The organism is Tianweitania aestuarii, assembly GCF_018457165.1.
Taxonomy (GTDB): Bacteria; Pseudomonadota; Alphaproteobacteria; order Rhizobiales; family Rhizobiaceae; genus Tianweitania; species Tianweitania aestuarii.
In genome coordinates this window covers 164899-191807 of the sequence record NZ_JAFMNX010000002.1, presented here as the reverse complement: position 1 = coordinate 191807, position 26909 = coordinate 164899, and the positions used below count along the sequence as shown (strand labels likewise).

General features: G+C 60.1%; 25 protein-coding genes and 1 tRNA gene. 15 read left to right on the top strand and 11 right to left on the bottom strand.

The genetic code is table 11. The annotated features are described in order from the left end of the window. Positions 1-182 precede the first annotated feature (182 nt). Positions 183-2045: a sensor domain-containing phosphodiesterase gene (locus tag JYU29_RS09110; protein ID WP_213984499.1), complete on the top strand. Its 1863-nt coding sequence runs from the start codon at positions 183-185 to the stop codon at positions 2043-2045. 48 nt (positions 2046-2093) lie between these two features. Here JYU29_RS09110 and JYU29_RS09105 read toward each other — a convergent pair whose 3' ends face one another. From JYU29_RS09105 to JYU29_RS09090, 4 genes are all read right to left on the bottom strand, one after another. Beyond that, entirely contained in the window at positions 2094-2510 is a 417-nt protein-coding gene (locus JYU29_RS09105) for a PRC-barrel domain-containing protein (protein WP_213984498.1), read from the bottom strand. A gap of 201 nt (positions 2511-2711) precedes the next feature. Next, positions 2712-4148, bottom strand: coding sequence for a PepSY-associated TM helix domain-containing protein (locus JYU29_RS09100; protein ID WP_213984497.1), 1437 nt, complete (start codon positions 4146-4148; stop codon positions 2712-2714). Between the two features lie 120 nt (positions 4149-4268). Next, on the bottom strand, positions 4269-4796 hold the full coding sequence (locus JYU29_RS09095; RefSeq protein ID WP_213984496.1) for a hypothetical protein: 528 nt from the start codon (positions 4794-4796) through the stop codon (positions 4269-4271). An 86-nt stretch (positions 4797-4882) separates the two neighbouring features. Beyond that, a tRNA-Ser gene (locus JYU29_RS09090) sits at positions 4883-4972 on the bottom strand. Between the two features lie 247 nt (positions 4973-5219). Between JYU29_RS09090 and JYU29_RS09085 the strand changes: the two genes are divergently transcribed. The 5 genes from JYU29_RS09085 to JYU29_RS09065 all read left to right on the top strand — a co-directional run bounded on the left by JYU29_RS09085 (position 5220) and on the right by JYU29_RS09065 (position 8321). After that, entirely contained in the window at positions 5220-6209 is a 990-nt protein-coding gene (locus JYU29_RS09085; protein WP_213984495.1) for a glycosyltransferase family 2 protein, read from the top strand. Then, positions 6206-6613, top strand: a complete 408-nt coding sequence (locus JYU29_RS09080) for a GtrA family protein (protein ID WP_213984494.1) — start codon at positions 6206-6208, stop codon at positions 6611-6613. The genes JYU29_RS09085 and JYU29_RS09080 overlap by 4 nt, the downstream gene beginning before the upstream one ends. A gap of 59 nt (positions 6614-6672) precedes the next feature. Continuing rightward, the gene (locus JYU29_RS09075) at positions 6673-6993 is read left to right on the top strand and encodes a hypothetical protein (protein WP_250157320.1); all 321 of its coding nucleotides are present in this window, start codon (positions 6673-6675) and stop codon (positions 6991-6993) included. A gap of 73 nt (positions 6994-7066) precedes the next feature. After that, positions 7067-7408: a RidA family protein gene (locus tag JYU29_RS09070; protein ID WP_189502602.1), complete on the top strand. Its 342-nt coding sequence runs from the start codon at positions 7067-7069 to the stop codon at positions 7406-7408. Positions 7409-7610: 202 nt separating this feature from the next. Further along, positions 7611-8321, top strand: coding sequence for a nitroreductase (locus JYU29_RS09065; protein ID WP_213984493.1), 711 nt, complete (start codon positions 7611-7613; stop codon positions 8319-8321). A 58-nt stretch (positions 8322-8379) separates the two neighbouring features. Here JYU29_RS09065 and JYU29_RS09060 read toward each other — a convergent pair whose 3' ends face one another. Then, positions 8380-9195, bottom strand: a complete 816-nt coding sequence (locus JYU29_RS09060) for an alpha/beta fold hydrolase (protein WP_213984492.1) — start codon at positions 9193-9195, stop codon at positions 8380-8382. Between the two features lie 238 nt (positions 9196-9433). Here JYU29_RS09060 and JYU29_RS09055 point away from each other — a divergent pair, with 238 nt between their 5' ends. The 6 genes from JYU29_RS09055 (at position 9434) to JYU29_RS09030 (ending at position 16515) form a co-directional block, all read left to right on the top strand. Continuing rightward, entirely contained in the window at positions 9434-10897 is a 1464-nt protein-coding gene (locus tag JYU29_RS09055) for a UbiA family prenyltransferase (protein ID WP_213984491.1), read from the top strand. Next, positions 10894-12228 carry an FAD-binding oxidoreductase gene (locus JYU29_RS09050; protein ID WP_213984490.1) on the top strand — a complete coding sequence of 445 codons (1335 nt, stop codon included), beginning with the start codon at positions 10894-10896 and terminating at the stop codon, positions 12226-12228. The genes JYU29_RS09055 and JYU29_RS09050 overlap by 4 nt, the downstream gene beginning before the upstream one ends. A 113-nt stretch (positions 12229-12341) precedes the next feature. Continuing rightward, on the top strand, positions 12342-12809 hold the full coding sequence (locus tag JYU29_RS09045) for a DMT family transporter (RefSeq protein WP_250157319.1): 468 nt from the start codon (positions 12342-12344) through the stop codon (positions 12807-12809). After that, on the top strand, positions 12806-13819 hold the full coding sequence (locus JYU29_RS09040; RefSeq protein ID WP_213984489.1) for an NAD-dependent epimerase/dehydratase family protein: 1014 nt from the start codon (positions 12806-12808) through the stop codon (positions 13817-13819). The genes JYU29_RS09045 and JYU29_RS09040 overlap by 4 nt, the downstream gene beginning before the upstream one ends. A gap of 123 nt (positions 13820-13942) precedes the next feature. Then, positions 13943-15298, top strand: a complete 1356-nt coding sequence (locus tag JYU29_RS09035; RefSeq protein WP_250157370.1) for an aspartate aminotransferase family protein — start codon at positions 13943-13945, stop codon at positions 15296-15298. 5 nt (positions 15299-15303) lie between these two features. After that, a complete protein-coding gene (locus tag JYU29_RS09030) occupies positions 15304-16515 on the top strand; it encodes a hypothetical protein (RefSeq protein ID WP_213984487.1) in 1212 nt (403 codons plus the stop codon). A gap of 63 nt (positions 16516-16578) precedes the next feature. Here JYU29_RS09030 and JYU29_RS09025 read toward each other — a convergent pair whose 3' ends face one another. Next, positions 16579-18324 (bottom strand): hypothetical protein, encoded by a 1746-nt coding sequence (locus JYU29_RS09025; RefSeq protein ID WP_213984486.1) that lies wholly within the window; start codon positions 18322-18324, stop codon positions 16579-16581. Positions 18325-18591: 267 nt separating this feature from the next. Here JYU29_RS09025 and JYU29_RS09020 point away from each other — a divergent pair, with 267 nt between their 5' ends. Both JYU29_RS09020 and JYU29_RS09015 read left to right on the top strand, forming a co-directional pair. Next, entirely contained in the window at positions 18592-21153 is a 2562-nt protein-coding gene (locus JYU29_RS09020) for a GcvT family protein (RefSeq protein ID WP_213984485.1), read from the top strand. Between the two features lie 82 nt (positions 21154-21235). After that, positions 21236-22087, top strand: coding sequence for a DUF1194 domain-containing protein (locus JYU29_RS09015; RefSeq protein WP_213984484.1), 852 nt, complete (start codon positions 21236-21238; stop codon positions 22085-22087). Positions 22088-22109: 22 nt separating this feature from the next. On the opposite strand, the gene JYU29_RS09010 is transcribed toward JYU29_RS09015, so the two are convergent. From JYU29_RS09010 to JYU29_RS09000, 3 genes are all read right to left on the bottom strand, one after another. After that, positions 22110-23048: a GlxA family transcriptional regulator gene (locus JYU29_RS09010; RefSeq protein ID WP_250157369.1), complete on the bottom strand. Its 939-nt coding sequence runs from the start codon at positions 23046-23048 to the stop codon at positions 22110-22112. A gap of 281 nt (positions 23049-23329) precedes the next feature. Next, positions 23330-23467: a hypothetical protein gene (locus JYU29_RS09005; protein ID WP_213984482.1), complete on the bottom strand. Its 138-nt coding sequence runs from the start codon at positions 23465-23467 to the stop codon at positions 23330-23332. A gap of 190 nt (positions 23468-23657) precedes the next feature. Continuing rightward, the gene (locus JYU29_RS09000) at positions 23658-24374 is read right to left on the bottom strand and encodes a haloacid dehalogenase type II (protein ID WP_213984481.1); all 717 of its coding nucleotides are present in this window, start codon (positions 24372-24374) and stop codon (positions 23658-23660) included. A 108-nt stretch (positions 24375-24482) separates the two neighbouring features. On the opposite strand from JYU29_RS09000, the gene JYU29_RS08995 reads away from it, so the two are divergent. After that, positions 24483-25376 (top strand): LysR substrate-binding domain-containing protein, encoded by an 894-nt coding sequence (locus tag JYU29_RS08995; RefSeq protein WP_213984480.1) that lies wholly within the window; start codon positions 24483-24485, stop codon positions 25374-25376. Between the two features lie 25 nt (positions 25377-25401). Here the strand turns inward: JYU29_RS08995 and JYU29_RS08990 are convergent, their stop codons facing one another. Together JYU29_RS08990 and pdxY are read right to left on the bottom strand one after the other, a co-directional pair. Beyond that, positions 25402-25983: a YqaA family protein gene (locus JYU29_RS08990; protein WP_213984479.1), complete on the bottom strand. Its 582-nt coding sequence runs from the start codon at positions 25981-25983 to the stop codon at positions 25402-25404. Between the two features lie 31 nt (positions 25984-26014). Further along, entirely contained in the window at positions 26015-26869 is an 855-nt protein-coding gene (gene pdxY, locus JYU29_RS08985) for a pyridoxal kinase PdxY (RefSeq protein ID WP_213984478.1), read from the bottom strand. Positions 26870-26909 lie beyond the last annotated feature (40 nt).

Here is a 26909-nt window from a genome sequence, read left to right as displayed (position 1 = left end):
CTACATGTCTTTTCTACACGCTAAATTAGTTGAACGTCTCGTATGGAGGCGTAAGGTCTCAGGCGTTGGACTGCACTGCCAGGCAACTGCTCGTGGATTACGTATGCAATGTCTGGTTGTCTGTTCAGGAAAGGCCAGCTTTCGACCTCTGACTCATTTGGTGAATAGCGTGGAGCGTGTCAGTGCCGAGTAAGCAGGCCCTTGAACGGCTGATCACGTTGCAAACGACCGTGCTCCAGATGATCGCCTATGGCGAGCCGGTGCAATTGATCGCCGAGAAGATCTGTCGCGAGGCTGAAGATCTTTCCGGGGATTCGAAATGCGTGATCTTCGGCGTCGATCACGACGCGCGAATGTATCTCATTGCTGCACCTAACTTCCCACCGGCCTCTCTACGTCGGTTTGCACAGGTCAACCTGCCGCCAGCACATGTTGAACCAACCGCCGTCAATGAAGCGATTTCGATTCCCGACATCACGAAGGATCCAAGGTTTGCGACCTGTCTTGACGTTTTGCTTCCGTTTGGGCTGCGAGGCTATTGGTCCAGCCCGATACGCGCACGAGACAATCGTCTGCTGGGCAAGATCGCTTTCTATTACAGTAGCAATCGTGGGCCGAATGACACTGAAGAAGCCATAGCCTCCGGTCTGGCGCGGCTGTGCTCCATCATGCTGGAGAACGAGGAGATCCAGCGCAAGGCAAAGGAGCTTGCCTTCACGGATGCCTTGTCGAAGCTTCCTAATAGGGCCAGCTACAACGATCGTCTGTCGCTCCTGATGAGTGATGCGACATCGCCTTTCGCGCTTCTGCTGCTCGATATCGATCATCTGAAATCCGTAAACGACACGATGGGTCATGCCGTCGGCGATGCGCTCATCCAGACTTTGGGCGCGAGGCTCAAGGTCATCGGTGACACCATCGAAGCTTTTCGACTTGGCGGAGATGAGTTCAGCTTGATCGTGCATGGTTGCGACACCGAAGAAGCCATGGACCAGGTGGCGCGCAGCATCATCGCTGAGGCGAGCACGCCTTTCGATGCCAACGGCTATTGCGTGATGCCTTCTGTCACGATCGGGGGCGCGATCTTCGATCCGTTCGAACAGGAAGTCGGTAACCTGTCGGAGCAGGCGGATCTGGCGCTTTACCATGGCAAGGAGATGGGCCGCGGTTCGTTTGTTGCCTACAAGCCCGATCTGCAGACCTCGATGGTCAAGCGCGTGAAGCTGATGAGCGATCTCGGCGACGCTTTGAGGGAAGGGCGGATCGAAGCCTTCTTTCAGCCGATCGTGCGCATCGACAATGGCGCGATCGTCGGAATGGAAGCGCTGGCACGCATGCTGTCCGATGATGGAAAGATCATTCCGGCAGCCGACTTCTACAAGGCCACCAGCGACCCACAGCTCGCCTATGCGCTCAGCGGAGCCATGCTGAAGCAGATCGCCAGCGCGGTGCGGGGTTGGCTCGACCTCGGCATTCCGTTCCAGCACGTCGGCTTCAACGTCACGCAGGCCGATTTCAAGCAGGGCGATATCGAGCATCGCATCACCGAAGCATTTTCCAGCGCAGGCGTGCCGCTCAAGCACATCATCCTGGAGGTCAATGAAGCGGTTTATCTCGGACCGGGAGACGACTTCGTGGCCCGCGCAGTCGAACGGCTCCGGGCTGCGGGCATTCTTGTGGCGCTCGACGATTTCGGCACCGGCTTCGCATCACTGACGCATCTGCTGAGCTTTCCGGTCGACATCATCAAGATCGACCGGGCGTTCATCAAGGACATCGTTAAAGACAAGAACAGCTGCGTCATCGTGGAAGCGCTGCTCGGCATTGCCGGTAAGCTTGGGATGCGCATCGTCGCCGAAGGTATCGAAACGAGCGAGCAAGCCGAGAAGCTCGCTGCGCTGGGCTGCCGTTTGGGCCAAGGCTATCGCTTTGCGCCGCCCGTGCCGCGAAAACTCGCAACGGAACTGCTGGAGCGGTTGGGTGAAGGCGTGCAGCGTTCGACGGGCAACGAACCTGGTGAAGCGGCACAATTCTCCCAGAAATAAAGCCGCCTCCGAACGGAAGCGGCTTTATTCGAACAGCAGATGTTCAACTTAACGGCCGCGTGCGATCGCCGTGCCGTAATGATCGTCAATCCTGCGGGCATAACCGCGTTCCATCCAGCCCGGCTCGTCGGCTGCGGAATAGGAAGGCGCACCGCTGAAACGGTCTCGCTCGAAGGCAACGACATAGCCACCTTCTTGCACGTCGTAAGTCAGAGTGTTCCAGGGAATGGGGAAATAGTCGCTGCCGAGCCCAAGAAAGCCGCCGAGCGACAGCACCGCATAGGCGACCTTGCCTGAACGCTTGTCTATCATGACATCATAGATCGAACCGAGCTTGTCGCCCTTTCGATCAAAAACCCACGTGCCTTCCACTTTGCTTGCTGCAATGAGGCTCGGGGTTTCATCCGTCGAGATGTCAGTGTCCGCGCTGCCGATCCGGGTGGCTGGCGGTATAAAATCGGACATGTTTGTCTCCTTTTCCCAAGCCCTTGTAATTCTCTTTTTGCCCTAGGGTTCCAAGATGAACAGCGACAGAGTTGGTAGCGGACGACGAGGGCTCGGTCGGTCGTATTCGGACCCTCGCATGCGAAGTGGTCTTCTCTGCCCGAGCAGCAACAGGAAAGCTCGTCCGTCAGCCGGTTGGCCGACAGACGAGCCAGGAGATACTTAGGCCATGCCTCTGTTCGGGATGCTCCGCATGACCAACAAGTCGAACGCCAGCATCACGATCAGCGAGAGGCCGACCAGCGGGAAGATAATGCCCCCGATGGCCAGAAGGGCGATCAGCCCGCGGAAGATCTTGGGATCGGATGGCATGGCCGGCACGCCGAGTGACCCTGCCGGGCGACGCTTCCACCACATGATGCCCGCAGAAACGGCCAGCAGGATGATGCCCATACAAGCAGCGAGCAGGAACAACTGGTTAGCCAGGCCGAATTCCTGACCCATGTGGACGTTGATGCCGAATTCCAGCCAGCGGCCCAAAGGCCCGTAATCGGTATAGCGCATATCGAGAAGAGGGTTCCCGCTATAGCGATCGAGATGCACCACGCGCTGCTGCGACAGATCGTCGGGGTAAACGGAGCCGGTGAATACGCCCGTGGGCGTCGACGGAATGCTGACGGCAAAGCCGGAATGCAGGCCAAGCTTCTCGAAGGTCGCGACAGCAGAGTTCAGGCCGATATCACTTGTTGCAAAGGCACCGTCTGACGGCGCTGGCGCAGCCATCGGCTGTCCGTGATCATGCTCTGCGTGGTTGTGTTCCGTTGTTGGAACGGCCGATTGCGGCACCTGCGCTTGTTCCAGGCTCCAGCTCGTCAGGCCCTTGTCGGCGAGCTTTTCTTGCGACATCGGCACGTTGACGCGCACCCCGTCCGGATAGCCGTAATTGTTGCCGTTCGCCCATTCGTTGACCTTGCCGCCCCAGACATTCGACCAGGGCATGCCGGTGATTGCGAGGAATACGATCACGCTGCCCACGACAATGCCGAGAACGGCATGCGTATCGCGCCAGAACATCCTGTTCCTTGGTGCGCCGCGAACGGTCAAAACTCCACCGAGGCCAGCGCGTCTCGGCCACCAGAGATAGATGCCCGTCGCAACGAGCAGGATCGACCATCCCGCTGCAATTTCGATCGCGCCTCTGGCAACAGTGCCGAAGAATTTCAGGCTGTGAAGATAGCGGATAGTCCATGCGACCGTGCCGCGATCGGGCAGGGATCCCAGAACGTTTCCTGTGTAGGGGTCGACGTAAACGGCACGTCGCGCACCGTCATCAGCCGCGACGGTAATCTCCGCCGACGCGTTTTCGATCCGCGGGTCGGTGTATTTGACGGCCTGGCCGGGTACGGCCGCCAGGGCTGAAGCAACCATGGTCTCGGGCGCAACGCGCTCCACACCTTCCACAACCGCAACCCGCAGAAGGTCACGGTGCATGATGCCATCGATCTCGTCGCGAAAGAGGTAGAGGGCACCGGTAATCGCAAGGGTGATCATGAAAGGCAGAACAAGCAGCCCTGCATAGAAGTGCCAGCGCCATACAGCGCGATAAAGGTCGGCAGACCTGGTTGCGCTCACGGTCTTGGCCGGAGCGCTGCGGGACATAGGAACGGACATGGATTTCAATCTCGAACTGAGAAGGCGTGCGCCTTCAAACGATCCCGCGGGTGCAAACCTAAATGCTCTGGCCGAGCGATTTCCTGCACACGTCGGGGACGGTCATAGTCAGCGAGATGAAAGTGGCGGGCCTCTTGGCGGTCTTGGTCGCTCGGATGGAAGGATCGCGACCTGATCTTCGGCCGGCCGGGCGATCCAGGCCGGGCCATGCTCCGACCAGTTCAATGTGATGGATTGGAAATCCGGCTCTGCGAAACCGACCGTTGCCAGGCCGCAGCCAAGAACGCAGCAACTCGGCAGCTTCCGCTGGTCTTGTTGCGTCTCGCCAGGATCGACGCTGGTTATGCACAAGGTGTTGCCGAACTGGTCGAGCAGCACACCGTGCTGAGCGGCTCCAGCGCTTCCGGCCAACATGAACGACTGGACGAGCATCATCACCGCCACAAGTGCGGCAACGAACAGATTTCGTCCGTTGTTCAGTTTCAGCATCCGGGCTCTCCCCGATCCGCCAATAGCATCGAACGAAGAAGCATGGAACATAGCCCGCTGCGGCAACATGCCCTTGCGTGAAAAACCAGGAGACAGATCGCGGATGGCAAGCGGCCATGCGTGGCGCGATGGCTCGGAACTGCACACCTGAAAGGCTCAGCTTGAGCCGAAGCGTGCAGAGAAACGCCCGATCTTACGAGGCATGGGGACGGTTGAAGCTGTTCTTGGCTGGGTGGCGGAGAGGAAGGGATTCGAACCCTCGAGAAGCTTCCACCTCTACGCCCTTAGCAGGGGCGCGCCTTCGACCACTCGGCCACCTCTCCGTCGAATGCCCGCATAAAGAAAAGACTGCGCACAATCAACTGAGATGCGCATGTTTTCTCCAGCCAAATTCGCGAGCGGGTGCAGAAATCGAGAAGGCAGGCTCAAAACGGGTGCTGAAGCGCATTTTTCCGTTTTCGTTTTCCCGATCTTCATTCCTGCCGTGGCAAGGCGATCATGTGGTTCGCGGCAGATGTTCTCACGAGCCACCGATGTAGCTTGTCGTATCAACGGACCTGTTGAACCATCGTGTCAGACGCTCTTGTCGCAAGATCTCTTGGAACCGAACCGCCACGGCTTTCGATCATCGTGCCTTGTTACAACGAGGAAGATGCGCTCGACCATTTCTGGCGGACCATCGCGCCGCATCTCGACGATATGGATGTTCAATGGGACATTGTCTTCGTCAACGACGGCTCGTCCGACGCAACGCTTCTGAAGCTGGTGCAACTGCATCGCGCAGACCAACGTGCCAAGATCGTGGATCTCACACGCAATTTCGGCAAGGAGGCTGCGATGACAGCCGGCCTCGATCATGCGGGTGGCGATATGGTCGTGGTCATGGATGTCGACCTGCAGGATCCGCCTGAACTCCTGATCGACATGGTCGACCTCTGGCGCCAGGGCTATGACGTCGTTGTGGCGCGGCGGGTGTCGCGGTTCGACGACACCCAGTTGAAGCGAGTTTCGGCCGGCAACTTCTATCGCGTGTTCAACCGCATCAGCCCGTCGAAAATACCCGCGGATGTCGGGGATTACCGCTTGATGGACAAGCGCGTGGTGGCCGCCTTGCGGGCTTTGCCGGAGCGCGTGCGCTTCATGAAGGGATTATTCGCCTGGGTTGGGTTCCCCACCGCTGTGGTGGACTACGAGCGTCCAGTTCGTCAGCGCGGTACGACCAAATTCAATTACTGGCGGCTCTGGAATTTCGCGCTGGATGGCATCACGTCGTTTTCCACGCTGCCGCTGCGCATCTGGAGCTATCTTGGCTTGTTTGTCGCCGTTGTGGCCTTCGTCTATGGCGTGATCATTATCGGGCGAACGATCATCCTCGGCATCGACGTGCCGGGCTACGCCTCCTTGCTGGCAGCCGTTCTCTTTCTCGGCGGCATGCAGCTGGTTGGGCTTGGCATTATCGGGGAATATCTTGGCCGCATCTATTCGGAAACCAAGCGGCGCCCGATCTATCTGACGGGAGGCCTGTACGGCCTCAAGCAAGAGAAGGCCGAGCGACCATGATGTCGGCATTTCGGTCCGATGCGCTGTCGCGCGAGGTTCTGGCCTTTGCGTCCGTCGGTGTGGCAGCGACGATCGTGCATTACACCGCGGCGTTGATCGCTGCGCAGTGGCTGCCGGTCACGTTCGCCAACCCGATCGGCTTCATCGCGGCCGTGCTCGTTTCCTATTTCGGGCATGTGCAGTTCACCTTTCAGCTGAAAGGCGAGGAGCGCCGGCATCGTCATCGCCTGCCGCGGTTCCTGGTAACGGCGGTCTGCGGCTTCGTGGCAGGGCAGACAGTGCTCGTTACATTGACGTCCTTCACCTATTCGCCGGACTGGTTGGCGCTCGGCGTCGCTGTTGCAAGCGTGCCGGTCATCACCTTCGTGCTGTCGAAGCTTTGGGTGTTTCGCAAGGTTGCGTGATTGATCGGATCGCTTCGCTGCTCTCGGCGTTAAAACGACAATCGATCGGGAGCATGATCATGCAGATGTCCACCAAACCTTCGAAGGCGCTTGTTGCAGTTGCGCTGCTGAGCATCACGACCGCTTCTGCAATGGCTGCGCCGCGCACCGATGTCAGCCAGCTTTCCTGCGCACAGGCCAAATCGGTCATCGTCGAACGGGGTGCGGCCGTGGTGACGACTGGCCCGCACACTTACAAGCGCTTCGTGTCCGATGCGCGCTTCTGCGACGCCGGCAATCACTACCTGCATCCAGCCTTCACGCCGACGCAGGACAAGCGGTCCTGTTATATCGGCTACACCTGCGAGAACTGGAATTACTACTTCACCGAGCGCGATTGAGGTTTTGTAGAGGTTCCACCCACGGCTGATTGCGGTTAAGCAGCTCCTGTTTTCAGAACGCAGGAGCTGATCCATGACCATTCGCCGTATCAACGCAGGCGCTCGCATGAGCGAAGCCGTGATCTACAACAACACCATCTACCTCGCCGGCCAGGTTGGCGAAGGCAAGACCGTGACGGAGCAGACCAAGTCCGCTTTGGCCGAGGTCGAAAGCATCCTGAAGGAAGCGGGCTCCGACAAGTCGAAGATCCTTTCCGCCCAGATCTGGCTCGCAGATATGGCCGATTTCGCTGAAATGAACGCGGTTTGGGATGCCTGGGTCGGCGGCAAGGATGCTCCTGCGCGTGCGACCGGTGAAGCCAAGCTCGCTACGCCAGACTACAAGGTCGAGGTCATCGTGGTGGCCGCTGCCTGATAATTTCGGCTGGCCGGCACGTATCGAAACGTGCCGGCCAGCCTCCATAACAAGAGCTTAGATTTCTAAGTGTTACCAAAAGTGCGAACAACTTCCGGGGTGTAGGCACCCCCATGTGATTGCCCGATCCGCAAAATCGTGCCAATCGACCCTGATTAACCGCCATGCGGATCGATCGGTCGATTCCCGAAGGACGAAGGCGATGCTTGCTCCCAACTTGCAGAGCGATGAACGCTCTGAAACTGAAATCATCGACGAGGCAATCCTGACGCGCCGGTCTGTGCGCGCCTTCCTGCCGAAGCCGGTGGACGATTACCTTATCCGGGATATCCTGGATCTCGGCTCGCGTGCGCCTTCGGGCACGAACATGCAGCCCTGGAAGGCCTATGTCGTTCAAGGCGAGGTGAAGGCGAAGATCGCCGACGCCATTCTCGGCTCCGGTATTCGCGCCGAGAAGATCGAGTGGGAGGAATATCGCTATTACCCCGACAAGTTCTTCGAACCCTATCTGACGCGCCGGCGCACCGTCGGCTATGCGCTTTACAATGCGCTTGGCATCCAGCGTCGGGAAGTCGAGCGTATGCGTGCCCAGCACGACCGCAACTTCGTGTTCTTCGATGCGCCGGTCGGCATCATCTTCACCATCGATCGTCGCTTGAACCAGGGGTCATGGCTCGATCACGGCATGATGCTGCAGACCGTGATGATCGCAGCGCGGGCAAGGGGCCTGCATACCTGTCCGCAGGCAGCGTTCGCGCCGTATCACAAGGAGATCCGACCGATCCTCGGCATTCCCGATGAGGAAGTCGTGGTTTGCGGGATGGCGCTCGGCTACGAAGACACGTCGAAGCCGGAGAACAATTTCCGCACCGAGCGCGAGCAGCTCGACAACTGGGTGACCTTCGTCAAGTAAGCCTGGCCCTTGACGATCCGAAATTAAAAAGGGGACCCGAAGGTCCCCTTTGTTGTTTTTAGAGGAACGCCAAAAGATCGGCGGTCAACTTGTCCTTGTCGGTGAAGAACAGGCCATGCGGTGCGCCGCTGTAGCGCTTGAACGTTGCCGATGGGATCAGCTTGGCGGCCTGCTCGCCGGCTGCCTTGATCGGCACCGTGGCATCATCCTCGCCATGAATGATCAGGGTCGGCAGGTCGAACTTGGCGAGATCAGCGCGGAAGTCCGTTTCCGAGAAGGCGCGCACGCAATCGATCGTGCCCTTGGGCGAGCCCATCATCGCGACGTTGGAAGCCCATTGCATGATCTCGGCGCTGACGGAAAAGTTGAGCATGCCCGCGCCGAAGAACTGCTTGCCGAAGCTCGCCAGAAAGGCCGGCCGGTCCTTGCGCAGCTGTTCCACCATGTCGTCGAATACCGATTTGTCGACGCCGTCGGGATTATCTGCGGTTTTCAGGAGATATGGCGTCACGGCGGATATCAGCGCTGCCTTCGACAGGCGCGCGGTTCCATATTTTCCGATGTAGCGGGCGACTTCGCCGCCACCCATGGAAAAGCCGACGAGCGAGACGTCGTGCAGGTCCAGCGTTTCGATGATGGTCTGCAGGTCGCTTGCAAGCGTGTCATAGTCATAGCCGCTAAAGGGCTGGCTGGACCGGCCAAAGCCGCGACGGTCATAAGTGATGACGCGATGGCCCTTTGCCGTCAGCGTCGGCCACTGATATTCCCACATGTCACCGTCGAGCGGCCAGCCATGGATCAGAATGACCGGCTTGCCGGTGCCCCAGTCATTATAGAAGAGTTCGGTTTCATCTGCGGTCTGGATAAAGGGCATGAGGGTCTCCTGTGATGATGCCATCACAATCCCGTTTTCGCCGAGGCGTTCCTTTACATCAGTGCTGCCTGATATGAAGCAATGGCTTGCGGGTGACAGTTCCTTTGGGAGACGCGTGCGCTTTGTTGACAAAGCATTAGGCGTATAAACAACAACCGCACCGCAGATCTTACCGCAACCTCTGCCTTAACCTTCCCCAATCCTTTTGCTGCCATAGCCGAGCCGGGGAGATCATGACGTGAAGTCAGCAGGCCGGGCGAATGGAGATGAGCAACCAGGGGCAGCCGCCGTTCCGTTGGCGGTTGATCTCGATGGCACTTTGATCGCGACCGACCTTCTGTGGGAAGGCCTGTTTCTTCTTCTGCGCCGCAATCCCTTGCTCCTCTTCATGGTGCCGATCTGGGCGCTGAGCGGACCAGCGCGGTTAAAGCATGAGATTGCCCGCCGCATTGAGATCGATCCCGCCACTTTGCCTTATCGCCAGGAAGTGCTCGCTCGCATCCAGCTTGAAAAGGCCGCCGGGCGCCGGATCGTTCTGGCCACGGGCACGCCGAAGACGTTCGCCGATGCAATCGCCGAGCATCTCGGTTTGTTCGATGCGGTGCTTGCGACGGAAGGGCTGCACAACCTGACCTCAAAGAACAAGGTCGAGGCGCTCGAAAACATCTACGGCAAAGGCGGCTTCGATTACATCGGCAACAGCCGCCACGATCTCGCACTCTTCAACGCCGCACGCACCGCGATCGTCATTGCACCGGACCGGCATGCGTTGCGTTGGCAGGTGGCGAATGGCTGCGAACTGATCACCACGCCCAAACCGACGTGGAAAACGCTGGTGCGTATGCTGCGAGTTCATCAGTGGCTGAAGAACGGGCTGATCTTCGTGCCGCTGTTTCTGGCGCATGAGTATTTCAACCTGCCCGCCATCATCAGCTGCGTGCTGGCCTTTCTGTCCTTCAGCGCGGCCGCGTCGGCGATTTACATCATCAACGACTTCTTCGACCTGGCGCTCGACCGGCAGCACAAAACGAAGCGGCATCGCCCCTTTGCCAGCGGCATGCTGACGATCCCTTTCGGGCTGCTGTGTTCAGGCCTGCTGCTTCTTGTGAGCGCGCTTACGGCGCTTTCCCTGCCGCCTTTGTTCTGGCTGGTTCTCGCAACCTATCTTGTGACCACCACCGCTTATTCCGTGTCGATCAAGCGCATGCTCCTGATCGACGTGCTGACCCTGGCCGGCCTTTACACCATCCGCGTTCTGGCGGGGCAGGCGGCTACCGGCTTTGATCCGTCCTTCTGGCTGCTGGCTTTCTCGATCTTCTTCTTCCTCTCGCTGGCGCTGGTGAAGCGCTATGTCGAACTGCGCTCCACGGTTGCCGATGCCAAACAGCGCATTGCAGGGCGGGGTTATCGGCCGGAGGATCAGGAAGTCATCGCGCAGGCCGGCATGGGCGCAGGCTTTGCCGCCGTCGTGGTTCTGGCGCTTTATATCGACAGCTCCGCTGTCTTCGAGCAGTACAACCATCCCTATATGATGTGGCCGCTGGCGCCGATCATCCTTTACATGATCTTGCGGATCTGGATCCTCGCGCGGCGCGACGAGATGCACGACGATCCCGTGGTCTTCATTCTAACAGATTGGCGCAGCCAGCTGATGGCTGCCATCGGGCTGCTGCTGCTGATCATCGCGGTGCTTCTGCCATGAACGGGCCGTTGCGCAGCTTCGGTCAGCCGGCGGGTTCGGGCAGGTCAGGCATTTCGCCTGCTGACGGCATCGCACGGCTGAATGCGGGCGCTCTCGCCAATGGCAGCCTTCTTGGCTTCGGCAATGGCCGCTCTTATGGCGACAGCTGCTTGAACGATCTCGGCACGCTGATCGACATGCGCGCCCTCAACCGCATCATCCGCTTCGACGCGGCCAGCGGGTTGATCGAGGTCGAAGCCGGCGTGATGCTGTCCGACATCATCGCCTATGCGGCCGGGCAGGGCTGGTTTCCACCGGTGGTTCCCGGCACGCAGTTCGTCAGCGTGGGCGGCGCGATCGCCAACGACATTCACGGCAAGAACCACCATCGCGCCGGCACCTTCGGCTGTCATGTCGAGAGCTTCGTTCTGTTGCGCTCGGATGGCGAGGTCCGACACTGCAGTTCGACAACGAATGCCGACCTATTCGCAGCGACGATCGGTGGCATGGGACTGACCGGCCTGATCCTGTCGGCAACGATCCGGCTGATGCGGGTGCCATCGCTTGCAATCGATCAAACAGCCACGCCCTTCCGAGATCTGAACACGTTCTTCGATCTCGCGCCGGAGGCCGATCGCACCAACGCCTACGCCGTCGCCTGGATCGACCAGCTGGCATCCGGTGATCGGGCCGGGTGCGGTGTGCTCCTGGCCGGCAACCATGCCGATGACGGCGACTTTCAGGCGGCCAAACCCGGACGATTGCGTGTGCCGTTCCAACCGCCGATCAGTTTGCTCAACCGCCCTTTCATCCACGCCTTCAATGCGGCTTACGGCTGGAAGCAGGGGCGGAAGCAGCAATCGCGCGTCGGCTATCAGAGCTATTTCTTTCCGCTGGATGGCGTGCGTGACTGGAACCGGCTTTATGGCCCGCGCGGATTGTTGCAGCATCAGAGCGTCGTTTCGGAAGAGGCCGCGCGGGAGGCGGTGCCAGCTCTGCTGGCTGCCGGACGCAATGCCGGCCATGCCTCGTTTTTGACCGTGCTGAAGCGCTTCGGGGATCGGCCATCACCCGGCCTGCTGTCCTTTCCGCGTTCCGGCTACACGCTCACCCTCGACTTTCCGGATGCCGGCGCGGCGACGCGGCACCTGTTCGAGCGGCTGGATGCGATCGCGATTGATGCCGGAGGCGCGGTCAATCCTTACAAGGATGCGCGCATGAGCCCGGCGGTGTTTGCGCGCTCTTTTCCGAACTGGCGTGAGCTGGAAGCCCTACGCGACTCAGCCTTCCTGTCGAACTTCTGGCGGCGCACGGCGCTCGCTCTGGAGCCAAGCACGATCCATGCTGTTTGAGACAATGAGTCAGAGCTTCAAAGTAACAAACGAAGTTTGTTCAATTTTTCCGGATCGTTTCACCAAAGATTCCGGTCTTAGCGTGTAGGACAAAAACCGGTGAGGGCAGGTCGATGAGATATATCGGGTTCATTCTGTTCACGGTGCTGACCAATGCGGCAGCACAGCTGATGCTGAAGCACGGCATGATGACGCTTGGCCCGTTGAGCTTTGCCGGTGTGAACCCGCTCGTGAAGATCCTTCAGATCGTGTTCAGCCCTTGGATCTTTCTCGGCCTCTGCACCTTCGTCATCTCCATGGCCTCGCACCTTTTCGTGCTTTCGAAGGTCGAGCTGTCCTTCGCCTATCCGTTCCTCAGCCTTGCTTATGTGGCGGTGGCGATTTTCGCTTACTTCGTGTTCCACGAGGACCTGAATGCCTGGCGCATCGCCGGCATTGCTGCGATCTGTGTGGGCACCATCCTGATCGCGCAGGGCGGGAGCGGTCATGACGTCGTTGCGTCGGCGGATGGCAGCCCGGTTCCTTCCACGCCTGCAACGTCCGATCCATCAACCGTTCAAACAAGCGAGCTTACCCGATGAGACATATCATCTTCGGCGGCGATGGTTTCGTCGGTCGTCACCTCGCCCCCAAGCTCGCAGCCGAGGGCGAAGAGGTGGTGGTGGCGGATATCGCCAAGAGCCCGCTACCGCATTACGCGGCGGCCGTGCGGCACGTGCCCTGCGATGTCACGGATAAGGCGTCGATCGCAGCTGTCGGCATTTCGGGCGAGGACATGGTCTACAACCTGTCGGCCAAGATGCTGTCGCCGATCCAGGTGCGCGCCAAACGCCACGACTTCTTCTTTCCCGTGAACTATTACGGCACGGAAAACATCATCGCGGCGATGGACAGCGCCGGCGCGCCCGAGCTCGTGCATTTCACAACCGACATGATCTACGGCCACACCGTCACGACGCCGATGACGGAGGATCATCCGGTCGCGCCGCTCGGCGAATACGGCTTGTCCAAATGGAAAACCGAGGAGCTCGCCGCCGATTGGCGCAAGCGCGGCATGGACATCACGCTGTTTCGCCCGCGCCTCATCATCGGACCGGGTCGTCTCGGCATCCTGGAAAAGCTTTTCAAGCTGATCGACGCCAATCTGCCAGTGCCGATGATCGGGTCGGGCAAGAACCCCTACCAGTTCATTTCCGTGTTCGACTGCGCCGAAGCCGCCCGTCTCGCCTGGAAGGCCGGCGTGCCGAACGAGGCCTATAATCTCGGTTCCCTCAAACCGCCGCCGGTGCGCAAGCTGCTCGGCGACCTCATCAAGCATGCCGGTTCAAAATCGGTGCTGGTGCCGACGCCAGGCTGGGCTGTTAAGCGAACGCTTGACCTGCTCGACCGCATGAACAAGCCCCTGATGGACCCCGAGCAGTACCTCATTGCCGACGAGGAATGCGTGCTGGACGTGTCCAAGGGGGGGCGGGATCTCGGCTGGGTGCCGCAGTTTCGCGACGAGGACATGCTGATTGCCGCTTACAGCGAATACCGCGCAAAAAAGAACGGCCGCCCCGTTCCGAGCGCAGAACATCTCGCGGCGGAGTAGGAGACGAGCATGAGTGTCGTGACCAGTCCAGCCGATCGCGCTCACCTGTCCGGCGAAGCGCTCCCGCACCATGCGCAGGCTCTCTCAAAGCCGAACCTGATCAGCGTCGAGGAAGCCAAGGCGATGGATGTCGCCCGCATGACCGACCTGTTCAAGGCGCATATGAACCCTGGCCAGCTCCATTTCATGAAGCTGCTCGGCTTTCACAAGATCAAGGTCGAGCGTGCCGAAGGCATGTTCTATATCGACCAGACCGGACGCAAGATCCTCGACTTCTTCGGCGGCTTCGGTTCGCTGGCCTTCGGCCACAACCATCCGCGTCTGCTGGCTGCGCGCCAGAAGTTCCAGGAAGAGAACCGGCACGAGATCGCCATCGCCTTCATGTCGCAATATCAGGCGGCGTTGACGCACAATCTCGCGGCGTGCTCACCCGGTGATCTCGACATGGTGTTCCTGGGGTCGTCCGGCTCCGAAGCCATGGAAGCTGCGATCAAGGTTGCCGAACGCGCCGCCGGTCCGAAGAAGCCCAAGATCGTTTATGCCACGAACTCCTTCCACGGCAAAACAAAGGGCGTGCTGTCGATCACCGATGGTTCGCTTTATCGCGGCGATTTCCGACTGTTGGACAACACGGTGCGTGTGCCGTTCAGCGACATCGACGCGATCGAGCACGCCTTCCGCAGTGATCCCGCGATTGGCACGATCGTGCTGGAAACCGTGCAGGGCGGCGGCGGCATTATCACTGCACCGACGCCATTCTGGCAAAAGCTGCGGGCGCTGTGCGACAAGTATGGCGTTCTGTGGGTCGCCGACGAAGTGCAATGCGGCTATGGCCGCACCGGGCGCTTCTATGCCTTCGAACATCACGGCGTCGTGCCGGATGTGACGGCCTTGGCCAAGTCGCTCGGCGGCGGCAAGACCGCAATGGGCGCGATGATCGCGCGCCGCGACGTCTTCATGAAAGCCTATGGCACGCCGAAATCCGCAATGATCCACGCACCGGCCACCTTCGGCGGCATGGGCGAAGCCTGCATTACGTCGATCGAAGCGTTGAACGTGCTTTACGACGAGCAGCTGATCGACAACGCGGCGTCGACCGGCGCTTATCTGCTTGAGCGTCTCGAAGCGCTGCATGAAAAATATCCCAAGATCATCAAGGATATTCGCGGGCAGGGGCTGATGGTCGGCCTCGAGTTCCAGGACTTCAGCCAGACCCTGCCGATGGTTCTGCGGCCGATGGTGTCGGTGCTCGACGACAAGCTGAAGGGGTCGCTGTCGGGCTTCGTCGGTGCGCTGCTTCTGCGCGATTATGACGTGCTGGTGGCCTTTACTGAATACAACCGCAACGTCATTCGCCTCGAACCGCCACTGATCTGCAGCCGCGAGAATGTAGACACCTTCATCGCTGCGCTCGACGCGCTGCTCGGTCGCGGCATCGTCGCGATCGTGAAGGATTTCGTTAAAAGTCAGATGGGCTGACGGCGATGGCGGTTTCGGACGTAACTTCGGGCAAGACGCCTACACACTTTGCCGCGTCGCTGCTTGATTGGGGCAGCCGGCTGCTTCATGCGGTGCTCACTCAGCGCGTGGTGACGATTGCTGCGGGCGTGATTTTCGTTCTGTTCATACTGGCGCTGGCGGCGGTGCCGTTCCTGCATCCGGACTACAATTGGGATCTCACCGCTTATCTTGCGATCGCGATGGAGAACACCATTACCGATCATGACGAACTGCATCGCACGGTGTGGGGCATCATGCAGGCGGGTGCAACGGAGGATCAGTTCCGCCAATTGACCACCGTCAACGCCTACAACATGGCGCAATATGCCAACCCCGAATTCTTCTACTCACAGCTTGTCTTCTACCGCGTGAAGATCGCCTACACGATGCTCCTGCGCGAGTTCGGCCCGATCATCGGCTATGTCGAGACCACGCAGTGGATCAACACGCTGAGTGTGCTGGTGATCGGCGCCGTGCTGATGCTGTGGATGCGCCGTGCGCAGATCCTGCAATCGGCCTTGCTCATCATCCCGCTGATGCTGCTCGGCGGCTTCCTGTGGATGGCACAACTCGCCGTGCCGGACATGCTGGGAACAGCCGTGATGCTGGTTGGCGTTTATCTCATACGGATCGGGCGCGACTGGTGGGCCGTGCCGCTGTTGTTTCTCGGCTTCCTGATCCGCACGGATATGATCATCTTCCTGTTCGCGCTGATCCTGGCTTCAGCCCTGCTGGGCGGGCGCATTTTGCCGGTGCTGACGGCTTTCGTGCTCGCAACCCTCGCTTACGCCCCGATCTCGCATATCGGCGCGCATCCCGGCTGGTGGACGCATTTCTATTTCACCAATGTCGAGATCCAGAACGACATGCGCGGCTTTCACCCGCCGTTCTCGCTGCTGGCCTATATCGAAGGCGTGCTGCGCGGCGTGTCCAGTTCCTTCCGCTTCCAGAATTGGCTGACCGTCTTCGTCATGCTCGTGCTGGCCTGGCTGGTTCTCCTGCGTGCCAACCGCGTGCCGCGGCAAGGCATCACGGTTATCCTGCTCACCGCTTCCATCCTGGGCATCGGCGGCAAGTTCGTGGTGTTCCCGCTGCCCGAAAGCCGGGTCTATTTCCCGTATCTGGTGGTTCTCGGCCTGTCGCTGCTGGAACTCTGGCGGCCACGCTTTGACCTTGAGGGAAGAGCAGCGGCCTAAGCTTCAGACTGCACGAGAACGGCCGGCCCCCAATCACAAGCGCCGGCCTTTCTCGTTGTCTGCTCAGTTCGGCAATGAAGGCGCGAAACGCGGATGCACCAGCGCGTCATAGCAAGGCGTCAGCTGGATGCGCTTATGCTCGGTCAAGGCGGGTTGATAGAGCGCCAGCAGCTTCGTGTTGTTGATGGTGGCCGGGCAGGTCGGCACGAGCACCAGATCGGTTGCCGAAATCGCTGCCAGGGTTCGTTCGTTCGGCGGTGGAACGGTGCGGAAGGGGTCAGCACCGATGGAAACGCCGAGCGGCGCTTGTCTGTCCATCAGCCAAGGGAAGGGGTTGGTGAAGGTCGCTGCCAGGATCGTCTCGAACCGGATGCCTTTGTCAGCCTCGATCGCCTTTACGGCATCGATGGCCTCGTCGGCGTCTTGCAGGAACAAGAGCTGGAAGGCCACTTCCGAATAAAAGGTCGGGCTCGGATATTCGCCGATTGCCGTGAGATCCTCATAGAACTGGCGATGAGCGGGATAAAAGGCCTTCATGTTGGCGGCCCGTTCGAAGAATTCCGGTCGCGCGTTGACCTGGCCGAGTGTCTTCAGGTTGGTGTTGGCCAGAACCGGATTGTTCAAGCCGCCGATATAGGTTCGTGCCGCGCGCTGGAAGATGTTGGAGGTTGTCGGAAAGGCGATCGCGGCAACCAGCGCCAAAACGGAAACGAGCAGCATGGGGCGGGCAAACAGCTTCTGCGCTTTCAGGATGATCAGCAGAAGCGCCGGCCAGAGCGCGATGAAGCCCTGACTGCCGGTGTTCTGCGTTTCAAAGAACAAGGCGGCCAGAACCGCGGCGGCAAACCAGGCGACCGGCAGGTTGAAGAGCGCGGCGCCGCGCTCGATCAGCGTGCCTTGAGTAAACGCAGGTTTGGTCCAGAACCGGCCGCGGATTTCGATTGTGGCCAGCACGACGATCAGCACCGCCGAAAAGAAAATGATGTCGAAGTTGAGCGCGATCTGTTCGCGAAAGCGCGACAACAATCCACCGCTGTTGAGCGACACCAGCGTCGCGATATCGTTGATATATGCACTGACGATGCCGCTGCTCAGCTCCACCACGCCGAGGATCGCGAGGAATACGGCTGTGATGCCGATCGCCATGCGCAACGGCACGCGCCCGGCGAGAAAGGCGTAGGCGCAAAACAGGCCACCGGCGATGAAGCCGGTGATCTTGAGAAAGAACATCGCCGACAGCGTCAGCGCCACCAGCGCAAGCAGGGTCGTGCGGTCCTTCACGAACAGCAGCGTCGCGATGATGAGGTAGAGCAGCTGGCAGGATTGGCGGTTGTAGATGCCGAACGCTTCTGAACCCATCACAGGGTAGAACTCGCGCGCGTTGAACGGCAGAAGCGAGAAGAACAGGAAGGGCAGCAGCAGTGCCAGCGCCGTGCCGCGCGAGCGGCTGCCGACATCCCACAGAAGTCCGGCCATCAGCGGTGCGCTCACGATCAGGATCGACCACGGCGCCATTAGCGATGGCTGGCCATGCGGGAACATCAGCGTCAGAAAGGCAGTGAGATAATAGCTCAGCGGCCCGACAGGCGTGAAGAAGTCGACGTTCGGCACCTGTCCCGAAAGGATGCGGTTAGCCGCGTCGTAATAGATGTAGACGTCCCAATACATCGGGCCGATCGTTAGCGTGATCGGCAGGCTGAGCAGAAACACGCAAAGACAGATCGCCAGGATCAGCAGGGTCATGGGTGCCGTCAGCACCTGCGTCCAGGCGCGGCGTTTGACACGTCTTGCTTCCACTGCTGCCGTCATACCCTGCGCCCCCGCTTGCCGATGTCTCGAAATGGCTCGCCGGTGCATGGTAGCCGGCGTTCAAGCCAGGTCATGCAGGAGGTGCGCCAGATCTGCGGTCATCGGCTCCATAACGGATTTGCTCTTCAATCGAGGTTAACGGCAGCGCTTCCTGACACGCCTTGGCAGCTCAGGTCGCGACACGTTTTCCGGGTGTCGCAAACAGGCTGCATTCGGCCTGAAACGCTCTATAGTCTGCGGCACAAATCAAGGTTGGAGTGGTTGAACATGGCAGCGTTTCCGGCGAAGGCGAAGGTCGTCATCATCGGGCTGGGCGGCATCGTGGGCGCGTCTGTCGCGCACCATCTGATCGAGCGCGGCTGGGACGATATTGTCGGCATCGACACATCCGGCATTCCCACCGATGTCGGTTCCACCGCCCATGCGTCCGACTTCTGCTACACCACCAGCCACGATTTCCTGTCGGTCTGGACGACGCAATATTCCATCGATTTCTTCGAGAAGATGGGCCACTATGCCCGCGTCGGCGGCCTCGAAGTGGCGCGCGTCGGCGACGATGCCCGCATGGACGAGATCAAGCGCAAGATCGCTTCGGCCAAAGCGTTCGGAACGCGCGCAAGACTGATCGAACCGGCCGAGATCAAGGAGAAATTCCCGCTGATCGAGGAAAGCCTGGTGCAGGGCGGGTTGTGGGATCCGGACGCTGGCCTCGTCATTCCGCGTTCGCAGACAGTTGCCGGCAAGTTGGTCGATCAGGGTGTGGCATCCGGCAAGCTGCAGGCGTTCGCCAACACGGAAGCCACCGACCTCGTGATCGAGAACGGCCGGATCAAGGGTGTTGTGACGAGCCGCGGCACGATCATGGCAGATTACGTCGTGGTCTGCACCGGCATCTGGGGCCGCCTGACCGCAGCCATGGCTGGCGAAGACCTGCCGGTCATGCCGATCGATCACCCGCTGACTTTCTTCGGCCCCTATACGGAATTCGCCGGCACCGGCAAGGAGATTGGCTGGCCGCTGATGCGTGACCAGGGCAACTCCGCTTACATGCGCGACACCGGCGATCCTCGTACGGCCGAGGGCGGGCAGATCGAATGGGGCTACTACGAGGAGCACAATCCGCGCCTCGTTCACCCGCGCGACATCTTGTCGAAGCGCGAGTCGCGCCTGTCGCCCTCGCAGCGCGACCTCGACATGGAACAGATCATGGAGCCGCTCGAGCGCGCCATGGAGCTGACGCCGATCCTGGGCGAACTCGGCTATAACGAGAGCCACTCCTTCAACGGCTTGTTGCAGGTGTCCAGCGACGGCAACGCATCCATGGGCGAAAGCCAGAAGGTGCGTGGCCTGTGGTATGCTGTCGGCGTCTGGGTGAAAGACGGTCCCGGCATGGGCAAGCTTATCGCCGACTGGATGACCGATGGCCGTACGGTCATCGATCATCATGCGATCGATTATTCCCGCTACTACCCGCATCAGCTGGAAGAACAGCATATCTGGGATCGCTGTTCCGAAACGGCGATGAAGGTCTACAACCCCGCCGTTCATCCGCGCGAGCCCTTCTCGAAAGGCCGCAGTGTCCGCCGCTCGCCCTTCTATGAGCGCGAAAAGGAGCTTGGCGGCTACTTCATGGAGCTCGGCGGCTGGGAGCGTGCGCATGGCTATGCCGCCAACGAGCCGCTGCTGGAAAAGTACGGTAGTCGCGTGCCGATGCGTGAGAACGAGTGGGATGCAAGGCACTTCCACCGCGTGTCCAATGCCGAACATCTCGCGATGAGCGAGGATGTCGGCATCGTGAACCTGTCGCATTTCTCGATGTACGACATCGAAGGACCGGATCATGTCGCGCTGCTGGAATATCTCTGCGCGGCCAAGATCGGCGGCGACGGCAATATCGGCAAGGGCATCTATACGCACTTCCTCGATGAGGAAGGCATGGTGCGCGCAGACTTCACCGTCATCCGCATGGCCGACCGCTGCCGCCTCGTTGACGGCGCAGATGCCGGCCCGCGCGATTACCGTTACATGAAGCGGATGGCTCAGGATAAGGGCTTCGACGTCACCATCACGGATGTGACGGAGAAGTTCGTCACCATCGGCATCTGGGGACCAAACGCGCGCGCGACCTTGGCAAAGGTCGTGGAAGATCCGGCCGGACTTGAGCCTGAGGCATTCCCCTTCGCCGCGATCAAGCCGATCAAGATCGGCGGCGTCGATGTCACTGCTTTCCGCATCTCTTATGTCGGCGAGCAGGGCTGGGAGCTGCATATGCGCTATGAGGACGGGCTTGCCGTTTGGGACGCGCTGCGCACCACCGGCGTGATGCCGTTCGGCGTCGAGACCTATGCCAACACGCGCCGCATGGAAAAGAGCCTGCGTCTGCAGAACGCCGATCTCTTGACCGAATACAACCTTCTGGAAGCCGATCTCGCGCGCCCGAAGGTCAAGGAAGCGGACTTCGTCGGCAAGGCCAAGCATTTGGAATACAAGGCACGCGACCATCAGCCGGCAATGCTTTGCACACTGGTAATGACCGACAACACGGATGCCAATGGCGTCGCGCGTTATCCGGTCGGCATCATGCCGGTCATGGATCCCGACAGCGGGGAAACGCTGGTGGACGACCTTGGCCGCCGCTCCTTCACGTCGTCGGTCGCTTACGGTCCAACGCTCGGCAAGAACATCGCGCTCGCCTATCTGCCGCATGCCTATGCACAGGAAGGCCGCAAGCTCAGCGTGGAATATTTCGGCGAGACCTATCCGGTGGAAGTCGCAGCAGTCGGCTACAAGCCGCTCTATGATCCCGAGAACCTGAAGCCGCGCAGCTAAACGGTTGCCGCTCGCGCTTTCGTGAGCGGCAGTGCCGTCGTGGCGGCTATCGCGGCGGCGGGAACCGCGTATCATTCCGGGCATGCAGTGCGTGCCCGGTTTCCTGTCAGGGCTGAGCAGACTGGCCGTGGCGAGCTTCGCCGCGCTTCTCCTTCCTGTTGCCGCGCAGGCTGCAGAGCCCGTCGATGTCGAGCTGGTGCTGGCTGTCGACGTGTCGCTGTCCATGTCTCCAATGGAGCTCGACATCCAGCGCCGCGGCTATGTCGCAGCGTTGACGCATCCGAACGTCGTGCAGGCCATTCAGGATGGTGTCCACGGCAAGATTGCCGTGACCTATTTCGAATGGGCGGGCGACGCTATGCAGCGCGTGGTCGTGCCGTGGACGGTGATCGCGAACCAGGCCGATGCCGAGGCTTTCGCCGCCAGGCTGGAAGCCGGCGTTCCCAACAGTGCGCGCCGCACCTCGATCTCCGCGGCACTTACGTTTGCCGGGGATCTGCTGGCGGAAAGCGGCTTCACCGGCATGAAGCGCGTCATCGACATTTCAGGCGACGGTCCGAACAATCAGGGTGAGCCAGTCGACAGCGTGCGCGACCGCATTACCGATCAGGGCATCACCATCAACGGCCTGCCTTTGATGACCAGCGGCGGCCGCATGTCGGGCTATGATTTCGCCGATCTCGACACCTATTACACACGATGTGTGATCGGCGGGCCGGGATCGTTCATGGTGCCGGTGAACGAGTGGAGCCAGTTTCCCGAGGCGATCCGGCGCAAGCTCGTGCTCGAACTGGCAGGGCCGTTCATGCCCATCCCTGCTGCCTATCAGGGTGCCAAGCCATCCGTGCTGCTGGTGCAGTCACGGGATGCTTACGACTGCCAAATCGGCGAGAAGATGTGGGGCAACCGCAGCTGGATGTGGGAAAGCCGGTAAAGGATCGGCTGCCCTTGCCAGATTATGCCGCGAGCAGCTGCTTGCGGTCGGCGCGCTCCTGCTGCGGTGAGCGGGCATAGAGTTCGCGATAACATTTCGAGAAATGCGACGCCGACACGAAGCCGCAGGCCACCGCTACTTCCACCACCGGCAGCGACGACTGGATCAGAAGGTGGCGCGCGCGGTCGAGCCGGATCTCGAGATAATAGCGGGCTGGCGACCGGCCCATTTCCTGTCGAAACAGCCGCTCGATCTGGCGGCGCGAAAGATCGACATCGTCCGCGATCTCGATCAGCGAAAGCGGCTCCGACAGATTGGCTTCCATGAGCTCGATGATCGACAGAACCTTCGAATTCTGGACGCCGAGACGCGCGCGTAGCGGCAGGCGCTGGCGGTCGGTTGGGCTGCGGACACGGTCGGTCAGCACCTGCTCGCAGATGCGGTTGACCAGCGAGTCGTCGAAGTCCTCGCCGATCAGCTTCAGCATCATGTCGAGCGCAGCCGTGCCGCCGGCACAGGTATAGATGTTCTGGTCGATCTCGAAGAGGTCGGCAAAGACGTTGGCTTTGGGGAAGGCTTCGGCAAAGCCCGGCAGGTTCTCCCAGTGGATCGCGCAGCGCTTGTTGGCAAGCAGTCCGGCGGATGCCAGGATATGCGCACCGGTGCAAAGCCCGCCTATCGCCACGCCGCGATTGTATTCCTCGCGCAGCCAGGCAAAGGCGGACTTGTTCTGGTAGTTTTCCACATTGGTGCCGCCACAAACGATCACCATTGATGGCCGATCCGGACCAGCCATCTTCTTGCGCTCATCTTCAAGCGACGTATCGGCCTTGATCTCGATATTGTTGGAGCCCTGCACGGGCTTGCCGTCCAGACTGGCCAAGCGCCATTTATAGGCTTCATAGCCCAGCATGCGATTGGCCGAGCGCAGCGGCTCAATCGCAGTCGCAAAGGCGATCATGGTGAATTCGGGTACTAAAAAGAAAACGATCGAGCGCTTGAGCGTCTGCTTTGACGACACCGTTGTTACCCCTTTTCAGATCCTGTCGTCATGATCCGCGACAGTTAGGCTGAGCCAACAGTGATTAAGTGACCGAATAGTGGCGGCGTCAACTCGAAAAAAGGTGCAGCACTACTATGCCCTCAAGAAACGCGATGTGCCGTGGAGCAGCAGCCGCAACAAAAAACCGCGCCGATCCTTCGATCAGCGCGGTTGATGCAGTGCAGTATAGATAAAGCGGCTTAAACCAGGACGCCGAGGCGTGCGCCGACCATGGCTGCAGTCTGGCCAGGCATCGTGCGGCTCAGCCGCTGACGCTCAAGGGTGGTCACCATATTGCGGGAATGGCGCTTGCCGAAGAAGCGGTTGAGAAATTTCATGACACGTTTTCCATGCAGAAGAGGTTACACGGTGTGCCGTCGGGTGTTGGCTCGGTGGGGCAGGCCGTTGATGACGCGGATATAGGCATCTACTGCCTCGCTTGCAGCAGGGAATGCGAAGCGCTTGGCATCAAATGCGACATCCGTATGCGACATCGAAGCAGGACCAAAGCTGCGCGCTTGCGCCAGATCATTCGCCTTCTGGCAAAAGCAGCGCTGCCGCGCCGTTCAGATCCAGCACCTCCGCATAAGGGAGCCAAGCGACTTCTGCGGTCTCGTTGCGCCGGTTCACCCAAATGCCGCGCAAGCCGAGTTCATGGCGTGCCTTCATGTCCAGGTACATTCCCGCCGCCACATGCACCGTTTCGTTTGGCGTCACGCCCATGGTTCGATAGCCGTGTTCGAACAAAAGCCGCGATGGCTTGTAGGCCTGTGCCTGCTGGGCGGTGATGACGTAGTCGAATGGCACGCCGATATTGGCGACCGTCGGTGCAATCAGGTCGTCGTCGGAATTCGTGAAGATAGCTAGTTTGTAATGCTGGCTAAGCCGCCTGAGAACATCCGGCACTTCAGGGTGCGGCCCCATCCGCATGGGGGACGTAGCGATTTGCTCGATCTCATCGTCGGTCGAACTCACGCCTTGGTCGAGGAAGGCTGCGCGAAAACCGATGCGTAGAATGTCCTTGTAGAGCCGATGCGGCTTCTCCGCCGTCAATACGCGGCTTTGCGCGGAAAAGCTTTCGAGGATCGCAGACGGATTTACGCTCTTCACGTCGTGCGCTGCCAGGATGTCACCGATCTTGCGCAGAAGCACCTCATGCCATTGCACCAACGTGCCATAGCAGTCGAAGGTGATGATCTTTGGCGCAGGATCACGCTGGAAAGTTGAGGGTGCAGGCTGACGCATCAAGTGAACCTTCTTCTGCCCCAAAGGGGGGCTTCTGCTTGACTATGGAGCAGGCGCGATATTCAATCGAACGAAATCCAGTGAAGCTTTGGATCAGGAAATCTGATTATGAACGCGCCGCTCAATCATCCGTTGCCGCTGCTTGAACTGGATGTCTTGCGGACATTTGTGGCGATTGCCGATACCGGCAGTTTTACGCTTGCGGCGAATGCCGTGTTCCGCACGCCTTCGGCGGTTTCGATGCAGATCAAGAAGCTGGAGGAGAATCTCGGGCGGCAGGTGTTCCTGCGTGATGCCCGCTCGGTTTCGCTGACCAAGGATGGTGAGGTTCTGCTTGGTTATGCGCGCCGTCTGCTTGCGCTTAATCGCGAAGCCATGGCCAAGTTCATTATGCCGGAGATCGCGGGCGTGGTGCGGCTTGGCTCGCCGGACGATTACGGCGAGCGCATCCTGCCGGCCGTGTTGAAGCGCTTTGCCCAGTCGCATCCGTCGATCGCCGTTGATGTGACGATCGATCAGAGCGTCAACCTGAAGCGAAGACTGGCCGATCGCGAGTTAGATCTGACGCTGATCACCACCTGCCGCAATCTGGAAGACGCCGAGATCCTGTTGACCGAACCAGTGGTTTGGGCGGGCGCAAAAGGCGGCACCGCGCATCTGCGTGAGCCGCTGCCCGTGTCCTTGTGGGAAGAAGGCTGCGTTTGGCGCGCCAATGCGCTCGAAGCGCTGGGCAAGGAGGGGCGCGACTACCGGGTCGCCTATATGAGCGCGCATACCGCCGGCCAGCGCGCTGCGATCACGGCGGATCTGGCGGTGGCTCCCATGGCCAAAAGCTTCATCGGCGACGATCTGGTTGCTCTTGGCACCAAGGATGGCTTGCCGGAGCTGTCGAACTACAACCTTGCTCTGGTGATGGCCGCCAATGCCTCGGCTCCGGTTCGCGCGGCGGCGGATCATATCCGCGCGACCTTTGAAGGGTTTCGCCAGACCGGGACGTTCTGATTTGGGGTAGGCGGTTCGGCTTGAGCTAGAACAGAAGCTTGAGCGCGAGAAAGCCGCCGATCAGCAGCACCATGCCTACGGTAAACACGAGTCCCAAGCGCTTTTCGATGAACGCGCGGATTGGCTGGCCGAACCAGTAAAGTAGCGCTGAGACGATGAAGAAGCGTGCCCCGCGGGCCACGATGCTGGCCAGAATGAACACGGGCAGCGACAGACCGGTGGCGCCGCTTGCGATCGTGATGACCTTGAAGGGGAACGGCGTCAGGCCGGCGATGAGGACGATCCAGACGCCCCATTCGTTGTAGGCCGACGCGAACTCCTCGAACTTGTCGGCATAGCCATAGAAGCTGAGGATCGGCTGCGCCACCTGTTCAAACAAAAGAGCGCCGATCAAATAGCCGAACAGGCCGCCCAGAACCGACATGACCGTGCAAATGAAGGCGAGGCGCCAGGCTGCCGAACGCCGGGCGATCACCATCGGGATCAGGATTGCGTCCGGCGGGATCGGAAAGAAAGAGCTTTCAACGAAGGACACGGCACCCAATGCCGATGTTGCGTGCCGGTGTTGGGCCAGACTCAGGGTCCAGTCATAGAGACGACGCAGCAATGGCATATCCTTTGGAAGGGTAGAGCCGCGTCTATACGTTGATTTGTTCAACTGTAAACCGCGTGGTGGGCGTCACGAACTCGTCTTGCGCCGCAACCGTCAGGATTTCGCGCGACCCTGCTTCGGCGGTACGCTTTAAAAGCCCGTGTGTTGCGCTGGCGGCATGGGCCAGCGCTGCTTCCGGCGATTGTTCCTGCAGGAACTTGCCGAAGAACAAGGCGGCGATCGCATCGCCTGCGCCATTGACGCCGATTGGCAGAAGCGGCGTGCGAACCCGCATCAGGCTGGATGCTGCCGACACCACGATATCGACGGCGTCATCCGGCGTATCGTCGAGCTGCACGCTTGTGACCATGACGATCTTGGGCCCGATTGCATGAACGGCCTTGATGGCCTTCACGAGATCGGCGCTGCGCGTGACCTTGACCCCCGACAGGTACTCCAACTCGAACTGGTTCGGCGTGACGATGTCGGCGGCGGCGACCGCACGGTCTCGCATGAATTCGGGAATGCCTGGGCGCACGAACACACCGCGTCCCACATCGCCGATCACCGGATCGCAGCAATAAAGCGCGTTGAGGTTGGCTTCGCGTACGCGTGTCACCGCGTGGAGAATGGATTCACCGATACCGGCATCGCCCATATAGCCCGACAACACGCCATTGCAGCGCTCAAGCGCGCCGCGCTCGGCGATGCCGTCGATCAGCACGCGCACGTCTTCGCCGGTGTAGACCTGGCCCGTCCACTTGCCGTAGCCGGTGTGGTTGGAAAACTGGACAGTGTTGATCGCCCACACGTCGATGCCCATGCGCTGGAGCGGAAACACCGCCGAGGCGTTGCCGACATGGCCATAGGAAACCCAGGACTGGATCGACAGGATGTTCATGACCGGCCTCGTATTGTGAGTATTGGGTGCCAGCTATTCC

Excerpts from the sequence above, each read along its gene's own strand:
- JYU29_RS09065 (WP_213984493.1), top strand. The coding sequence starts at position 7,611 with ATGCTTGCTCCCAACTTGCAGAGCGATGAACGCTCTGAAACTGAAATC.
- JYU29_RS09000 (WP_213984481.1), bottom strand. The coding sequence starts at position 24,374 with ATGCGTCAGCCTGCACCCTCAACTTTCCAGCGTGATCCTGCGCCAAAG.
- JYU29_RS09070 (WP_189502602.1), top strand. The coding sequence starts at position 7,067 with ATGACCATTCGCCGTATCAACGCAGGCGCTCGCATGAGCGAAGCCGTG.
- JYU29_RS09050 (WP_213984490.1), top strand. The coding sequence starts at position 10,894 with ATGAACGGGCCGTTGCGCAGCTTCGGTCAGCCGGCGGGTTCGGGCAGG.
- JYU29_RS09040 (WP_213984489.1), top strand. The coding sequence starts at position 12,806 with ATGAGACATATCATCTTCGGCGGCGATGGTTTCGTCGGTCGTCACCTC.
- JYU29_RS09045 (WP_250157319.1), top strand. The coding sequence starts at position 12,342 with ATGAGATATATCGGGTTCATTCTGTTCACGGTGCTGACCAATGCGGCA.
- JYU29_RS09005 (WP_213984482.1), bottom strand. The coding sequence starts at position 23,467 with ATGAAATTTCTCAACCGCTTCTTCGGCAAGCGCCATTCCCGCAATATG.
- JYU29_RS09080 (WP_213984494.1), top strand. The coding sequence starts at position 6,206 with ATGATGTCGGCATTTCGGTCCGATGCGCTGTCGCGCGAGGTTCTGGCC.
- JYU29_RS09075 (WP_250157320.1), top strand. The coding sequence starts at position 6,673 with ATGCAGATGTCCACCAAACCTTCGAAGGCGCTTGTTGCAGTTGCGCTG.
- JYU29_RS09020 (WP_213984485.1), top strand. The coding sequence starts at position 18,592 with ATGGCAGCGTTTCCGGCGAAGGCGAAGGTCGTCATCATCGGGCTGGGC.
- JYU29_RS09015 (WP_213984484.1), top strand. The coding sequence starts at position 21,236 with ATGCAGTGCGTGCCCGGTTTCCTGTCAGGGCTGAGCAGACTGGCCGTG.
- JYU29_RS09060 (WP_213984492.1), bottom strand. The coding sequence starts at position 9,195 with ATGCCCTTTATCCAGACCGCAGATGAAACCGAACTCTTCTATAATGAC.
- JYU29_RS09100 (WP_213984497.1), bottom strand. The coding sequence starts at position 4,148 with ATGTCCCGCAGCGCTCCGGCCAAGACCGTGAGCGCAACCAGGTCTGCC.
- pdxY (WP_213984478.1), bottom strand. The coding sequence starts at position 26,869 with ATGAACATCCTGTCGATCCAGTCCTGGGTTTCCTATGGCCATGTCGGC.
- JYU29_RS08995 (WP_213984480.1), top strand. The coding sequence starts at position 24,483 with ATGAACGCGCCGCTCAATCATCCGTTGCCGCTGCTTGAACTGGATGTC.
- JYU29_RS09035 (WP_250157370.1), top strand. The coding sequence starts at position 13,943 with ATGGATGTCGCCCGCATGACCGACCTGTTCAAGGCGCATATGAACCCT.
- JYU29_RS09025 (WP_213984486.1), bottom strand. The coding sequence starts at position 18,324 with ATGACGGCAGCAGTGGAAGCAAGACGTGTCAAACGCCGCGCCTGGACG.
- JYU29_RS09010 (WP_250157369.1), bottom strand. The coding sequence starts at position 23,048 with ATGATCGCCTTTGCGACTGCGATTGAGCCGCTGCGCTCGGCCAATCGC.
- JYU29_RS09030 (WP_213984487.1), top strand. The coding sequence starts at position 15,304 with ATGGCGGTTTCGGACGTAACTTCGGGCAAGACGCCTACACACTTTGCC.
- JYU29_RS09105 (WP_213984498.1), bottom strand. The coding sequence starts at position 2,510 with ATGTCCGATTTTATACCGCCAGCCACCCGGATCGGCAGCGCGGACACT.